Source organism: Lentzea rhizosphaerae, from assembly GCF_042649515.1.
GTDB lineage: Bacteria > Actinomycetota > Actinomycetes > Mycobacteriales > Pseudonocardiaceae > Lentzea > Lentzea aerocolonigenes.
In genome coordinates this window covers 1-15299 of the sequence record NZ_JBHRZI010000038.1, presented here as the reverse complement: position 1 = coordinate 15299, position 15299 = coordinate 1, and the positions used below count along the sequence as shown (strand labels likewise).

General features: G+C 69.8%; 10 protein-coding genes and 1 pseudogene. 9 read left to right on the top strand and 2 right to left on the bottom strand.

Features of this window, described 5'->3' with window-relative positions; all coding sequences use genetic code 11:
* Window positions 1-406: 406 nt before the first annotated feature.
* From ACFOWZ_RS39705 to ACFOWZ_RS39695, 3 genes and pseudogenes are all read left to right on the top strand, one after another.
* Window positions 407-3148 (top strand): beta-L-arabinofuranosidase domain-containing protein, encoded by a 2742-nt coding sequence (locus ACFOWZ_RS39705; RefSeq protein WP_382379121.1) that lies wholly within the window; start codon window positions 407-409, stop codon window positions 3146-3148.
* Window positions 3149-3165: 17 nt separating this feature from the next.
* Window positions 3166-3294 (top strand): annotated as a pseudogene (locus ACFOWZ_RS39700) (pentapeptide repeat-containing protein); the annotation flags it as partial.
* Window positions 3295-3466: 172 nt separating this feature from the next.
* Window positions 3467-4330: a phosphotransferase gene (locus ACFOWZ_RS39695; protein WP_382379120.1), complete on the top strand. Its 864-nt coding sequence runs from the start codon at window positions 3467-3469 to the stop codon at window positions 4328-4330.
* A gap of 9 nt (window positions 4331-4339) precedes the next feature.
* Here ACFOWZ_RS39695 and ACFOWZ_RS39690 read toward each other — a convergent pair whose 3' ends face one another.
* On the bottom strand, window positions 4340-5914 hold the full coding sequence (locus ACFOWZ_RS39690; RefSeq protein WP_382379119.1) for a PucR family transcriptional regulator: 1575 nt from the start codon (window positions 5912-5914) through the stop codon (window positions 4340-4342).
* Window positions 5915-6124: 210 nt separating this feature from the next.
* Here ACFOWZ_RS39690 and ACFOWZ_RS39685 point away from each other — a divergent pair, with 210 nt between their 5' ends.
* Genes ACFOWZ_RS39685 through ACFOWZ_RS39675 form a run of 3 tightly spaced genes read left to right on the top strand, consistent with a single transcriptional unit; the run spans window position 6125 to window position 11636 of the window.
* The gene (locus tag ACFOWZ_RS39685) at window positions 6125-7384 is read left to right on the top strand and encodes an aspartate aminotransferase family protein (protein ID WP_382379118.1); all 1260 of its coding nucleotides are present in this window, start codon (window positions 6125-6127) and stop codon (window positions 7382-7384) included.
* Window positions 7381-10200 carry an FAD-binding and (Fe-S)-binding domain-containing protein gene (locus ACFOWZ_RS39680; RefSeq protein ID WP_382379116.1) on the top strand — a complete coding sequence of 940 codons (2820 nt, stop codon included), beginning with the start codon at window positions 7381-7383 and terminating at the stop codon, window positions 10198-10200. The genes ACFOWZ_RS39685 and ACFOWZ_RS39680 overlap by 4 nt, the downstream gene beginning before the upstream one ends.
* Entirely contained in the window at window positions 10197-11636 is a 1440-nt protein-coding gene (locus ACFOWZ_RS39675) for an NAD-dependent succinate-semialdehyde dehydrogenase (protein ID WP_382379115.1), read from the top strand. Before ACFOWZ_RS39680 ends, ACFOWZ_RS39675 begins: the two co-directional genes overlap by 4 nt.
* 50 nt (window positions 11637-11686) lie before the next feature.
* Here the strand turns inward: ACFOWZ_RS39675 and ACFOWZ_RS39670 are convergent, their stop codons facing one another.
* Window positions 11687-12433, bottom strand: a complete 747-nt coding sequence (locus ACFOWZ_RS39670) for an IclR family transcriptional regulator (RefSeq protein ID WP_382379114.1) — start codon at window positions 12431-12433, stop codon at window positions 11687-11689.
* A gap of 180 nt (window positions 12434-12613) precedes the next feature.
* Between ACFOWZ_RS39670 and solA the strand changes: the two genes are divergently transcribed.
* From solA to ACFOWZ_RS39655, 3 genes are all read left to right on the top strand, one after another.
* Window positions 12614-13747 carry an N-methyl-L-tryptophan oxidase gene (gene solA / locus ACFOWZ_RS39665; RefSeq protein WP_382379113.1) on the top strand — a complete coding sequence of 378 codons (1134 nt, stop codon included), beginning with the start codon at window positions 12614-12616 and terminating at the stop codon, window positions 13745-13747.
* 22 nt (window positions 13748-13769) lie between these two features.
* A complete protein-coding gene (locus ACFOWZ_RS39660; RefSeq protein WP_382379112.1) occupies window positions 13770-14741 on the top strand; it encodes a succinylglutamate desuccinylase/aspartoacylase family protein in 972 nt (323 codons plus the stop codon).
* Window positions 14742-14834: 93 nt separating this feature from the next.
* A partial coding sequence (locus ACFOWZ_RS39655; RefSeq protein ID WP_382379111.1) for a transporter substrate-binding domain-containing protein occupies window positions 14835-15299 on the top strand: 465 nt, incomplete at its 3' end.

The window sequence follows — 15299 nt, the reverse complement described above, 5'->3', positions numbered from 1 at the left end:
TGATCTCGGCGGGGTGGCAGCGCACCTCGTCAGCCCTGCTCGACCGGTATCTCACGCCGGGACGAGTGTGTCGAGTGGAGTGTCGTTGCCGGTTGTGGCGACCAGTTCCTGGTTGGTGCCTTGTCGCCGGTCGTGTGGGTTGGAGGGACGAACAGGGCCAGTTCGGCCTGCTGTGCTCGAGAACCCGGCTCACCCGGCCGTGGCGAGGATCCCGCGGTCCGGAACTTCCCTGCCGGTGACATCGCCGGTGAGGACGCCGCCTTCGACCACTTGGTGCAGCACGTCGCGACCCTGGACACTGCACCAGCGTTCCCCTGCTGGACCACTGATCGCCCGGCCGTTGACGCCTGTCCGAGCCCAGGTCTATGTTAGCGCTCACATTTCTCGACGGCGAGGAGCGGGGCAGATGGCGGACGGGTTCGCGCGGCGCGGCTTCCTGAAGGCGGCTTCCCTGACCGCCGCGACGCCCCTGCTCAGCGTGACAGGGCGAGAGGCGATGGCGGCACCGCAGACCTTGGCGTCGAGTGGCCTCCTTCCGTTCGGACTGTCTGAAGTGGCGCTGACCGAAGGCGTTTTCTCGAGGAAGCGCGACCTCGTTCTCGCCTACGCGCGTGGCTACGACGTGAACCGGTTGCTCCAGGTGTTTCGCGCCAACGCGGGCCTGGACACGTTGGGCGCCATCGCGCCTGGTGGCTGGGAAGGTCTCGACGGGGAGGCGAACGGCAACCTCCGCGGCCACTTCACCGGGCACTTCCTGTCGATGCTGGCCCAGGCGTACGGCAGCACCGGCGACCCGGTGTACCTGGAGAAGATCCGCACGATGCTGGGAGCGTTCGTCGAGTGCAGGGCCGCGCTGCGCCGTGATCCGCAGGTGCTGAGCGTGCCGGGGAAGTCCGGGCGGGCGGCCGAGCAGGTGCGGGGCTCGTACCAGTACATCGATCTTCCGGCTGAGCCGCTGCCCGCGATGTTCACGTTAACAGCGTGGGTGCGGCCGTCGCACGACGCGAACTGGGCGCGGATCTTCGACTTCGGCAACGACAACACCCGGTACCTCTACCTGGCCGCCCGCAACGGGAGCGGCGTGCCGCGGTTCGCCATCACGACCAACGGTCCGGGCGGCGAACAGGGCATCGACGGCACCGCGCCGCTGCCGTTGCGCGAGTGGAGCCACGTCGCGGTGACGATCGCGGGCACCACCGGCACGTTGTACGTCAACGGCGTCCAGGTCGGCACGAACACCGCGATGTCGTTGAACCCGGCGGCACTCGGCTCGCTCGCGCACCACTGGCTGGGGCGGTCGCACTTCGGCGGTGACCCGGTGTTCGCCGGGGCCTTCGACGACGTGAACCTGTTCTCGCGGGCTCTGAGCGCGGACGAGATCACCGCGTCTCTCAAGGGAGATCTGAGCTCTTACGCGTTCGACGAGACGACCGGTGGGACGTTCGCCGACGCGTCCGGACGCGGGCGGCACGCGACGTTGCGCCGCACGTGGGGCGGTCCGAGCCACCCCGGTTTCCTGGCCGCGTACCCGGAAACACAGTTCATCACGCTGGAGACGATGACGCGCCCGGACTACCAGGTGGTGTGGGCGCCCTACTACACCGCGCACAAGATCCTCAAGGGCTTGGTCGACGCCTACCGCAACACCCAGGACGTGCGGGCCCTGGACCTTGCGGACGGCTTGTGCGACTGGATGTTCTCGCGATTGAGCAAACTGTCCGCCGAGGTGCGTCAGCGGATGTGGGGCATCTTCTCCAGCGGCGAGTACGGCGGCATCGTCGAGGCGATCGTCGACCTGCACGCGATCACCGGAAAGCACCTGGAACTGGCCAGGCTCTTCGACCTCGACTCGTTGATCACCGCGTGCGCCGAGAACCGCGACGTGCTGGAAGGTCTGCACGCCAACCAGCACATCCCGATCTTCACCGGCCTGCTCCGGCTCTACGAGGCGACCGGTGAGCAGCGGTACTGGCTGGCGGCCAGGAACTTCTGGGGCATGGTCGTGCCGCCGCGGATGTTCAGCATCGGCGGCACGAGCACGGGCGAGTTCTGGAAGGCGCGCAACGTCGTCGCCGGCGGGTTGAGCGACACGTCGGCGGAGACCTGCTGCGCGCACAACATGCTCAAGCTCAGCCGCCAGCTGTTCCTGCACGAACAGTCGCCCAAGTACTTCGACTACTACGAACGCGCGCTCTACAACCAGATCCTGGGGTCCAAACAGGACCGCGCCGATTCCGAGCTGCCGCTGATGACGTACTTCGTCGACCTCACTCCGGGTGGTATCCGCGACTTCACCCCCAAGCAGGGCACGACGTGCTGTGAGGGCACCGGCATGGAGAGCGCGACGAAGTACCAGGACTCGGTGTACTTCCGTGCGGCGGACGACTCGCGGCTGTACGTGAACCTCTACAGCCCGTCGGTGCTGAAGTGGAAGGGCGTCACCGTCACCCAGACCACCGGTTTCCCGGTCGAGCAGGGCACGACGCTGCGGATCACCGGCAGGGCCCGGTTCGACCTGAGCCTGCGAGTTCCCGCGTGGGCGAGGCAGTTCACCGTGACGGTCAACGGTGTCCCGCAACACGTCAACGCCCTGCCCGGCACCTATGTGACGTTGTCCCGGTCGTGGCGCAACGGGGATGTTGTGCGCGTGCGGATGCCGTTCGGCTTGCGGACGGAGCGCACGCCGGACCAGCCTCTCGTGCAGTCGCTGATGTACGGTCCGATCAACCTCGTGGCACGCGATGCGCGGCGCGAGTTGCTGGAACTCGGCCTGTACGGACGCGCGGCGCTCTCCGGCGATCTCGCCGGCAACCTCCAGCCGGTCGCGGGCAGGCCGCTGCACTTCCGGCTCGGTGAACTGACGCTGGCACCGTTCTTCGAGGGCACCGAGGACGCCTACCACTCCTACTTCCGCCGCGCTGAGCCGAAAATCGCGTTCGCAGGGGTGGACTCCGGCGTCGCGAACCCGGTGCGCGCGGACGGGTCGACGTTCCTCGACGAGGTGTGGGTTGCGGCGCCGTTTTCGTCCAGAAGCGTGTTCCTGGACCGGGTGACCGCCGTGGCGCGGCGGTGGGTCGGTGAAGGCCTGATGTCCGTCGCCGACCACGATCGCGTGATCCGCACAGCCCGCAACGCGCCGATGAGGTAGACCGCAGCGAAGATCGCATCGAACCAGTCGACCGAGCTGCTACCCACCTGTGGCGTCCCGCGTCTCAGCGTTGCCAGGGCGCTCACCTCACGAACGTGACGCTCATCGACGCAGACCTCGTCGACGCGAACCTCAGGGGTGCGAACCTCGTCGGCACGTGGCACGACTCCACCAGATCCACGGTGTTGTCACGGACGCCCGCACGCAGGGCGGATGGTGGTCATAGCGCACGGCGATGTCACCATGATCGGGTGACGGGAGAGGGTGGGCCGTGCCAGCGCCGTTCGTCGGCGCCGTCCTGGTCGACGGGGTGGTCGGGTGAGCCTGCCGTTGCGGATTCTGCTCGGGCTCGCGCCGCAGCTCGTCCTGATCGGCGCTGTGGTGGTCGGGGCGGTGACCGCTTATCACGGCCGAGTCGGTTCCGGGCTGTTCGTCGGGTGCGTGGTCGTGGTGCTCGTGGCGGTCGTGGGCTTCGTCTTCGTGCAGCAGGAGTTCTCGTTCGGGTGGCCGGCGGGGATGCTGCTGCTGGCGGGACTGGTCGCGGCCGTGTTCGCGCCCTCGGGCCGGGTGCCGGCCGTGTTGGCCATCGATGCGGAGGCCGGGGCAATGGTGTTGGAGGAGATTCTGCCCGGCACCGAAGCCGAGGACCTGCCGGGCGCAACATTGCCGCGGCAGTGGGGAGAGTTGCTGGCCGCACTGCACGGCGTGGCTGTGCCCGCGCACTGGCCGTGGGATCTACGCGGTCGGCTTGACGAGGCCTTCGGCCGAATCGGCCAGAGGCTGACCGAACCGGCCATCGGCGCACGGATCGATCAGACCACGTGGCAGCGGGCGATACGACGCTGCGAGACGTTGCTGGACACTCAGACCAGGCTCGTGCTGTTGCACGGCGATCTGCACCTCGGCAACGTCTTGGACGGCGGCCCGTCGCGGGGTCTGGTCGCGATCGACCCGAAGGCGTGCATCGGCGATCCGTGTTTCGACGCCGTCGACTACGTGGTGGCCGGTGCCGGTCACGAGGGCGTCGAGGCTCGTTGCCAAAGGGTGGCCACCGCATGCGGGCTCGACGGGGACAGGCTGTATTCCTGGAGCCAGGTGATCGCGCCCGTGTTCGCCATCGCGCATCTCACCCACGGCGGGCGAGAGCCCGTGATCGATGACCTGCTCGCAGTGGCTTCCTGACACCCACGATCAGGACATTCGCAGAATGTCGAGCGCGATGAGGGAGACGTGCACCTCGGTGCGTTGCTCGCCCACCTCGAGGTCGCAGTCGAGCAGTCGTTCCACCAAGCGCAGGCGTTCGTAGAGGGTCTGCCGGGACAGGCCGCTGCGGCGGGCCGCGATGGTCTTGCTGCCCGCTGCGTCGAGGTAGTGGCGCAACGTGGGCAGCAGTTCGGTGCCGTGCCTGGCGTCGTGCTCGATCAGCCGGCCGACCTGGCGTTCGACGTAGTCCTGGACGCGCACGTCGTTGCGCAGGGTGTGGAGCAGGTGCCGCAGGCCGATGTCGGACAGCTGGTGGTAGAGCTGGTCGGTGCCGGGGAGCACGGCTTCGGCGACTCGTCCGGCTTCGCGGAACGAGCGGGCGACGTGTGAGAGGTCGGTGACCTCGCATCCGACGCTCACCACCGCGTCGGGATCAGCCTCACGTGCGGTGCGGCTCAGTTGCTCCACAGTGGACTGCCACGGTTGTCCGCCGCGCACGGAGAGCAGCACTCCTACGCGCCGGTCTTCGAGCGCGCCCACCAGGCCTGTCCGTTCGAGGGCAGGCGCGATGAGGGTTTCGACCTCGGTGGCGTCGTGCCGGGTGTCGATCAGCACGGCGAGGAAGGTGGCATCGGCTACCGGCAGTCCGAGCGCGGTGGCACGGGCTCGGGCTTCGGCGGGGGAGCGGTGGCGTTGCTCGGCGATGTCACGCAGAACGTGGCGGTGTGCGCGGCGCTCCCAGGACGTGGAGTGGATGAGCCGGGCGATGGTCAACGTCATCGCCGCCCGTTCGAGCACGGTGATGTCCTCGGTGCGGAAAGCGGCGCCCGGCGTGGGCAGCATGACGACCCGGCCCCAGCGTTCGCCCTGGAACTCCACAGGTGTGGTCAGCCAGCCGTCCTGTTCGTGCGACGTGGTGCGCACCTCGACGGTGACGGCCCTTGACCTCCGTTCCCACTGTGATAGTGCCTCTTCCGCGCTTGTTCCAACGGGTTCGCAGATCACCGCCTGATGGGCCAGGTTCTCCAGCACGACGGTGTGGTGGCTCATCTCGGCCGCTGTCCTGACCACGTCCTCCGGTCCGGCACCGCGCAACGTCAGAGCGGTGAAGGTGTCGTGGATCTGCTGGGTGCGGCGCAGGACCTCGGTCTGGTTGCCCAGGATCAACGCGTGGACCACCTGCGTGACCTCGAGGAAGTTGACGTCCCGCGACAGCGTGATCAACGGGAGGCCGCGGGTGCGACAGGCGCGGATCAGCGGATCGGGCGCGCGGTGGAACCGGCGGACGAGTTCGAGGACGAGGGCAGCGGCGCCGACGTCGGCGAGCTCGTCGACGTAGCGGCGCACCTGCGAGGTGTCGCCCGGCAGCGGCACGCCTGTGGTGAGGACCAGTTCGCCGCCCTTGAGGAACGACGCGGGGTCGGTCAGCTCCGTGATGTGGACCCAGCGCACCGGCCGGTCCAGGCCCGGTTCGCCGGCGACGACGACCTCCGGCAGACCCGCGGCCAGCACGGGTAGCGCCAGCACGTCCGCCACGGTCGGTGGGCCTGGGTTCTCGGGCACGCCGTCACTTTGACAAGCGCCTCTCACCTGCGCAAGCGCGGATCTCGCCGACTGCAGGGCCGTACCGATCCGCCGAGCTGTTGCTCTGGTTTGACAAAACGTCCAAACAACGCCTCTCGACCGGACAGAACGCGCGTTGTGGGAGGTCGTCGCTCCGGCGACGCTCAGGTGGCCGCACCAAGAACAAGATCACTCGGCTGGGAGATGACCATGACCGCACTGTCGCCTCACCTGCGTCAAGCCACCCCTGTAGTCGCGGTTCGTGGTGAGGGCGTGCACCTGTACGGCGAAGATGGTCGCCGGTACCTGGACTTCACCGCGGGCATCGGCGTCACCAGCACCGGGCACTGCCACCCCAAGGTCGTCGCCGCCGCCCAGGAGCAGGTCGCGACGCTGATCCACGGCCAGTACACGACGGTCATGCACCAGCCGCTGCGACGGCTCGTCGCCAAGCTGGGCGAGGTGCTGCCGGAGGGCCTCGACAGCCTGTTCTTCGTCAACTCCGGCAGCGAGGCCGTGGAGGCGGCGATGCGGCTCGCGCGGCAGGCGACCGGCAGGCCGAACATCCTGGTCTGCCACGGTGGTTTCCACGGCCGCACGGTTGCCGCCGCGTCCATGACCACCTCGGGCACGCGGTTCCGGTCCGGCTTCTCCCCGTTGATGAGCGGGGTCGTCGTGACGCCGTTCCCGACCGCCTACCGCTACGGCTGGGACGAGGACACCGCGACGCGGTTCGCGTTGCAGGAGCTGGACTACGTGCTCCAGACGATCTCCTCGCCCGCCGACACGGCGGCGCTCATCGTGGAGCCGGTGCTCGGCGAGGGCGGCTACGTCCCGGCGCCCCGCGCGTTCCTGGAGGGGCTGCGTGAGCGCGCCGACCGGCACGGCTTCCTGCTGATCCTCGACGAGGTGCAGACCGGCGTCGGGCGCACCGGCCGGTTCTGGGGCCACGAGCACTCCGGTGTCACGCCGGACGTCCTCGTCACCGCGAAGGGCCTGGCCAGCGGCTTCACCCTGTCCGGCATCGCGGCGAGCGAGGAGCTGATGAGCAAGGCCTGGCCGGGCTCGCAGGGCGGCACGTACGGCGCGAACGCCGTGGCGTGCGCGGCCGCCGTCGCCACGCTGGAGGTCGTCGAGGAGGAGAAGCTCGTGCAGAACGCCGAGCTGATGGGCGCGCGGCTGCGGGCGGGGCTGGAGGCGATCGCCGCCAGGACGCCCGCCATCGGCGACGTGCGGGGCGCCGGGCTGATGCTCGCGACCGAGTTCGTCACCGAGGACGGCCGCCCCGACCCGGAGACCGCCGGCCGGGTCCAGCGCGCCGCCGTGGACGAGGGTCTGCTCCTGCTGCTCTGCGGTGCGTGGAACCAGGTCGTGCGCATGATCCCCGCTCTCGTGATCGACGAGAACGCCGTCGACGAGGGTCTGCGGGCCTGGTCCGCCGCTGTGGAAGCAGGGGTTTCGGCGCGATGAGTGCCCACCCGCTGGTGCGACTGCTCGCCAGGACCGCCCCCGGACTGCGCGTGGAGTCGGAGGCCGGAGGAACTGCGCCCTTCGCCTACGACGCCTCGAACTACCGGGTGGCGCCTCGCGCCGTGGCCTTCCCCCGTTCACCCGAGGAGGTGTCCGCGGCGCTGCGGGCCTGCCGGGAGCTCGGGGTGCCGGTCACGGCGCGGGGAGGCGGCACGAGCATGGCGGGCAACGCCGTCGGCCCCGGCCTCGTGCTCGACTTCTCCCGCGGCATGAACCGGATCCTCGACATCGACCCCGGTGCGCGCCTCGCCCGCGTCGAGCCCGGCGTGGTGCTGGACGACCTGCGTGACGCGGTCGCGCCGCACGGCCTCACGTTCGGCCCGGATCCGTCCTCGCACAGCCGTTGCACGATCGGCGGCATGATCGGCAACGACGCGTGCGGCAACCGGTCCGTGCGGCACGGGCGGACCAGTGGCCACGTCGAGTCGCTGGAGATCGTCACCATCGACGGGCTGCACGCGATCGCGGACCACACTGGCCTGCGGCCGCTCGACGCCGCGCAGGACCAGGTCGCCGAGCTGGACGCCCGGCTGCGGCGGCTGATCGGGGAGAACCTCGCGCCGATCCGCACCGAGCTGGGTCGCATCCCGCGGCAGGTCTCCGGGTACCAGCTGCACCACCTCCTGCCGGAGAACGGCTTCGACCTGGCCCGTGCGCTGGTCGGCACCGAGGGCACGTGCGCGGTCGTCGTCGCGGCCACGGTGCGGCTCGTGCCGACCGCCCGCGCGGCGACGTTGCTGGCGCTGGGCTACGACGACGTCGTGGACGCGGCCGAGGACGTGCCCGAGATCCTGCGGTGGACGCCCACCGCGGTCGAGGGGATGGACTCCGCGATCGTCGCCACCATGCGCGCCCGGCGCGGCTCCGGCTCGGTCACCGGTCTCCCGGACGGCCGCGCCTGGCTGTACGTCGAGCTGGACGGCGACGACGAGACAGACGTCGCGGTGCGAGCCGGGCAGCTGCTCGACACGCTGAAGGCACGCGGGCGGATGCTCGACGGCAGAGTCGTCGACAGCGAGGCCCAGCGACGTTCGCTGTGGCGGGTGCGCGAGGACGGGGCGGGACTCGCGGCCCGGCTGGTCGACGGCGGCGAGTCGTGGCCCGGCTGGGAAGACGCGGCGGTGGCGCCCGAGAATCTCGCGGGCTACCTGCGCGACTTCCGCGCCTTGCTGACCGCCCACCGGCTCACCGGCGTCCTCTACGGACACTTCGGTGCCGGGTGCGTGCACGTGCGCATCGACTTCGACCTCGCGAGCGAGCAGGGCAGGGAGGCCACCCGCCGGTTCCTGCGCGAGGCCGCCGAGGTCGTGGTCCGCCACGGCGGCACGCTCTCCGGCGAGCACGGCGACGGACGGGCGCGCAGCGAGCTGCTGGAAGTCATGTACAGCCGGGAGGTCATCGGGGCGTTCGCGGCGTTCAAACGGATCTTCGACCCGGACGGTCTGCTGAACCCCGGCGTCATCGTGGCGCCTGCGGCGGTAGACGCGGATCTCGCGCTGGACGTCCCACGGCCGCAAGGGCGCACAACGCTCTTCACCTTCCCCCACGACCGCGACGGTTTCGCGGGCGCGGTCCGGCGCTGCGTCGGCGTCGGCCGATGTCGCAGCAACGCCGGTGGCGTGATGTGCCCCAGCTACCGCGCGACGGGGGAGGAGAACCACTCCACCCGCGGACGCGCCCGGATGCTCCAGGAGATGGTGCGCGGAGACCTCGTCCGCGACGGCTGGCGCTCCACCGAGGTCAAGGACGCGCTGGACCTCTGCCTGTCGTGCAAGGCGTGTTCCACGGACTGCCCGACCGGCGTGGACATGGCCACCTACAAGGCCGAGTTCCTGCACCAGCACTACCGCGGCCGGATCCGTCCGCGCTCGCACTACTCACTGGGATGGTTGCCCGCGACGTCCAAGCTCGCCGGATACGTCGCACGGCCGCTCAACGCGGTCCTGCGCGGCCCGCTGGGCAAGGTCGCCGCCTGGCTGGGTGGCATCACCCGGCGCCGGGCCATCCCGCCCTTCGCGTCCCGCCGTGCGCTGAAGACCGTTCTGCGCACGGCGGTCGACAGACCGGCCGCGTTGCTGTTCGTCGACAGCTTCACGCGCGCCTTCCGCCCGCAGGTCGCCGGCGCCGCCTCCCGCGTGCTCGACGCCGCCGGCCTGCCCTGCACACCGAGCAGCGGACTGTGCTGCGGCCTCACGTGGGTCAGCACCGGTCAGCTTTCGGTGGCGCGCCGGGTGATGGCCCGCACCATCGCCCGGCTCGATCGTGGCCCGCACCGCGACCTGCCGATCGTGGTGGCGGAGCCGAGCTGTGCGGCGGCCCTGAAGCGGGACGTGCCTGAACTGCTGGGCACCGAGGCCGCCCGGCGGGTCGCGGCACGCGTGCACACGCTGACGTCCGCGCTGACTGATCTGTCCACTTCGGACTGGCAGCCCGGCGTGCCGGACTCGGTGGTGCTGCAGACCCACTGCCACGAGTACGCCACGTTCGGTGGTCCGCGTGACCTGCTGCGCAAGCTCGGTGTGCGAACGGTGACCGAGGCCGAGGGCTGCTGCGGGCTCGCCGGCAACTTCGGTTTCGAGGAACAGCACTACGACACGTCGATGGCCGTCGCGGACCTGTCCCTGCGGCCACGGCTGGAAGAGAACCCGGATGCCGTCGTCGTGGCGGACGGCTTCAGCTGCGCCACCCAGGTCGACCATCTCGGCGTCCGCGCCGTGCACCTGGCAGAACTGCTCGACCCAGGAGAGAAGCCATGATCGACGTTCCGAAGCAGTTGTTCATCGCTGGCACGTGGGTGGACGCCGCGGACGGCGCCACGATGCCGGTCGACAACCCGGCGACCGGCGAGGTCGTCTGCCACGTCGCCGACGCCGGAGCCAAGGATGCCCAGCTCGCCGTCGACGCCGCGGTGCGGGTCCAGGAGGAATGGGCCGCCACCGCGCCGAGGGCGCGCAGCGAGATCCTGCGCCGTGCCTACGACATCATCATCTCGCGCACCGACGAGCTCGCGTTGCTGATGACGACCGAAATGGGCAAGCCGCTGGCGGAGGCCAGGGGCGAGGTCGCCTATGCGGCGGAGTTCTTCCGCTGGTTCTCCGAGGAGGCAGTGCGGATCGAGGGCGGCTTCGGCACGCTGCCGGACGGTCGCAACCGGATGCTGCTGATGCGCCGCCCGGTGGGGCCGTGCCTGCTGATCACGCCGTGGAACTTCCCGCTGGCGATGGGCACCCGCAAGATCGGCCCGGCGATCGCGGCCGGGTGCACGATGGTGCTCAAGCCCGCGCCGCAGACCCCGTTGTCGAGCCTCGTTCTGGCGGAGATCCTGCGCGAGGCCGGGCTGCCGGACGGCGTGCTGAACGTCGTCACGACGTCCAAGCCGGGCGAGGTCGTCGAGCCGCTGTTGCGCGGCGGGCGCATCCGCAAGCTGTCGTTCACCGGGTCCACGGGCGTGGGCAAGCTGCTGCTCGAGCAGTGCGCCGAGCAGGTCGTGCGCACGTCGATGGAGCTGGGGGGCAACGCGCCGTTCATCGTGTTCGACGACGCCGACCTGGACAAGGCGGTCGACGGCGCGATGGTCGCCAAGATGCGCAACATGGGCGAGGCCTGCACTGCGGCCAACCGGTTCTTCGTGCACCGCGACGTGGCGGAGGAGTTCGCCGTGCGGCTGTCCGCACGCATGAGCGCACTCAACGTCGGTCCGGGCACCGAACCGGGGGTCGATGTCGGGCCGTTGATCGACCGGAACGGCCGCCGCAAGGTCGAGCGGCTGGTCGAGGACGCGGTTCAGCGTGGTGCGCGAGTCCTCGCCGGCGGACGGACGCCGGACGGTCCGGGCAGTTTCTACCCGCCGACCGTGCTGAGCCGGGTGTCGCCGGACAGCGACCTGATGGGGACGGAGATCTTCGGTCCGGTCGCGGCGATCCTGACGTTCGACGACGAGGACGAGGTCGTGCGCCAGGCCAACGACACCGAATGGGGACTCGTGGGCTATGTGTTCACGGAGTCGCTCGACCGCGCGCTACGCGTGAGTGAACGGCTGGAGGCGGGCATGGTCGGCCTGAACACCGGCCTGGTGTCCAACCCGGCTGCCCCGTTCGGTGGCGTGAAGCAGTCCGGCCTCGGCCGCGAGGGCGGCCGCGTCGGCATCGACGAGTTCCTGGACTACAAGTACGTCGCCGTGCCGGTTTCCTGACCGAGAGATCGACGGGGAGCCTTCCACGTCGGGAAAGCTCCCCGTCGACGTCAGGAACCCAGTCTGCGGGCGGAGATTTCCTTGGCGGTTTCCGCGACCAGGCGCCCCAGCTCCGGGAGCCGGTCCTCCTCGAAGCGGGAGTCCGGCATGGAGATCACCACGGCGGCCAGCGGTGTGCCGTCGGAGTCCAGGATCGCCGAGGCGATCGCGCACACGCCGGGCCGGAACTGGTTGCGGTTGAGCGCGTAGCCGTACGCCGACACCTGTCGCAGCTCCGCCTTGAGCAGCTGCGCGTCGGTGAGGGTGGCCTCGCTGTAGCTCTCCAGCGGGCGGCCGAGCACCTCGTCCACATCGGACCTGTCCGAATTGGCCAGTATCGCCCGCCCTCCCGCAGTCGCGTGCAACGGTGAGATGTCCCCGATCTCGTGGAACGTGCGCACCGCGTGCGACGAGTCCACGCGGTCGACCACGACCATGCAGTCCAGCGCGTCCGGCACCGCCAGGTGGACCGTCTCGTTGACCTTGTCCCGCAACCGGATCATCGGGTCGCGCGCGGCCGCGAACAGGCTGGAGCCCTGCAGGGCGGCCGGTCGCACCGCGAGCACGCGCGCGCCGATCTCCCAGCGCGTCGTGTCCTTGCGGTTGGCCCGCAGCCACCCCGCCTCGTGCAGCGTGACGAGCGTGCGCTGCACCGTGGACTTGGGCAGCCCGAAGATCTTGGTCAGTTCTCCCACCGTGACCGGCTGGTGCTGCGCAACCGCCTCCAGGATGCGCAGCGACCTGGTCACGCTTTTCATCTCCACACGTTACCCCCGGTTAATCCTCTGTCCTGCCATGAGACACCTCTTGACGCGCCTTGTACCGGGTGCCATCCTCGTGCCAGATTCTAGCACGGCGTGCCACATTGTGGCACAGCCCCGCTGAAAACCCCTCGGACACGTCAGCTTCACCGTCCGGTGAGCCGAAAGGAAGTCCCAGTGCCTGCCAGCAAGCGTGTCGCCGTCGTCGGCGTCGGAACGATGGGCAGCCAGGTCGCCTGGCGCCTCGCGGCCCGCGGGGCCGAGGTCGTCGGGTACGACCGGTTCGCTCCGGGCCACGACCGCAGTGCCGCCGGTGGTGAGACGCGGATCTTCCGCAGCGCCCACTTCGAGGACTCGCGCTACGTCCCGCTGCTCAAGCACGCCGACACGCTGTGGGGCGAACTCCAGCGCGAGACCGGGCGGGAGCTGCGCCGGCTGACCGGCTGCCTGCTCATGGGGCCGACCTCGCACCAGCAGATGGCCACCGTCCTGGAGTCCATCGCCGAGCACGGTCTCGACCACGAGGTCCTCGACGCCGAGCTGCTCGCGAAGCGCTTCCCGCAGTACCGCATCGAGGACGGCGACGCAGCCGTGCTCGACCGGCACGCCGGGTTCATCCGGCCGGAGCTGACCGTGCAGACCGCTGCCCGCCGCGCGGAGGAGCTGGGCGCAACCATCCACCGCTACACGCCGGTTCGCGAGATCACCAAGACGGGCGGCGGTGCCACGGTCCGCACCGACGAGGGCAGCGAACACTTCGACGCCGTCGTGGTGACGGTCGGCCCGTGGGTCAACGACCTGCTGCCCGACCTGCCCTGGGAGGTGGAGATCCGCCGGCTCGTCAGCGCCTGGTACACGCCCACCACCGACGCGTGGTTCGGTGAGCAGCGCCCGGCGTTCATCCGCACCGCGCCGACGCACTGCTACGGCCTGCCGTCGCCTGATGGCGTCTCGGTCAAGCTCGGCCTGTCCCGAACCCTGCACCGGCTGGTGGACGACCCGAACCGTCTCGACAGGACGGTCCAGCCGTCCGAACTGGACATCTTCGGCGAGCTGATCGGCCGGTACCTGCCGGATCTGCACCCGAACCCCATCCGGCTCTCCGTCTTCATGGAGGGCTACACCGAGAGCAGCCGGCCGCTGGTCGGTCCGCTGCCGGGCAACGAGAACGTGATCCTGCTGGCCGGTTTCTCCGGCCACGGCTTCAAGCTCTCCCCGGCCTTCGGCGACATCGCGGCGGACCTGGTGCTGAGCGGCTCCTCGCCGCAGCCGATCGACTTCATCACCACCCACGCCCGCACTGTGGCCTGAGCCCGAACGAGGTAGGCAAGGCATGAACCTGACCATCGGTCCGCTGAGCGCAGAGCCCGGCCAGAAGACCCGCGGGAGTCTGACCGCCGACCTCGGCGCGACGACGGTGGACGTTCCCCTGATCCTCATCAACGGCTCCCGGCCCGGCCCCAGGGTCGTGCTCACCGGTGGTGTCCACGGCGGCGAGTTCATCCCCCTCGAGGCCACCACCCGCCTGGCCGGGCTGCTGGAACCGGACGGCGTCGCCGGTCAGGTGGTGATCTGCCCCGTGGCCAATCCGGCGGCCGTCTACGGCGGGCGGCTCAACATCTCCCCGCTGGACGGCGTCAACATCAACCGGGTCTTCCCGGGAGACCCCGACGGTGGCCCCACAGACCGGATGGCGGCCTGGTTGTTCGAGCACCTGATCGACGGCGCCGACGCCTACGCGGACCTGCACAGCGGTGGCATCGACCAGTACCTGCTCGACTTCGTCGGTTACCGCGTGACCTCCGACTACGAGCTCAACGCGAAGATCAGGGGAATGGCCCACGCAGTCGGCTACGAGCGGGTCATCTTCGGCACCAGCCCGGATGGCGGCAACAGCCACGCCGCCGCGAACCGGCAGGGTGTTCCCGCGATCCTGATCGAGACCGGGCAGCTCGGCGACCGGGAGCCCGCCACCGTGCGCAGGCTGCTCGACGCCCTGTACCGGCTCCTGCACCACCTCGGAGTCGTCGAGGCACCGCAGAACATCGCACCGGTGACCACGCAGCCGCGTGACTGGATCTGGACGGGCGAGGTCGAGTCCGAACTCACCGGCCTCTGGTACCCGGACGCCGTCACCGGCGACGAGGTGACCGAGGGACAGACGATCGGCCGCATCGTCGACCCGGTCGACGGCGCCGAGCACAAGATCGCCGCCGGCTCCTCCGGAACGATCATCTACCACATGAACGGGCTGTCCGTCCGCCCCGGCACGCACCTCGCCGCCATCGCCACCCCACGCGATTGACAGACATCATGCCCGCCCCTGCACGGCCCCCGGCGTGCTTTCCCTTCGAGTAGGAGCAAACCCATGCGAGTCAGCAGAAGCTTGAGCGTATCGATGGTCACGACGGCCTTGGCCGTCGCGCTCGCCGCATGCGGGTCGAACGGCGCTCCGCAGAGCGCCCAGCAGAGCGGTGAGCCCGGCCAGTCGGTCGAGCACACCGACGACATCTCGGCCGGTGTTCAGGCTGATCCCGCCGCGGTGAAGCTGTTGCCCGAGGCGGTGAAGGCCAAGGGCAGGATCTCGGTGGCGATGGACCTGTCGAGTCCGCCGACCACCTTCATGGCGACGGACAACAAGACGCCGATCGGGTTCAACCCGGACATGGCGCGGTTGATCGCGGCCAAGCTCGGGGTGACGCTGCAGATCGACAACGTCAAGTTCGACACCATCATCCCGGGTCTGCAGGGCGGCCGGTTCGACTTCACCGCGACCACCATGGGTGCCACCGAGGAACGCCTGAAGGTCCTCGACATGATCAACTACTTCCAGAACGGCACCGGCGTCGCCGTCCCCAAGGGC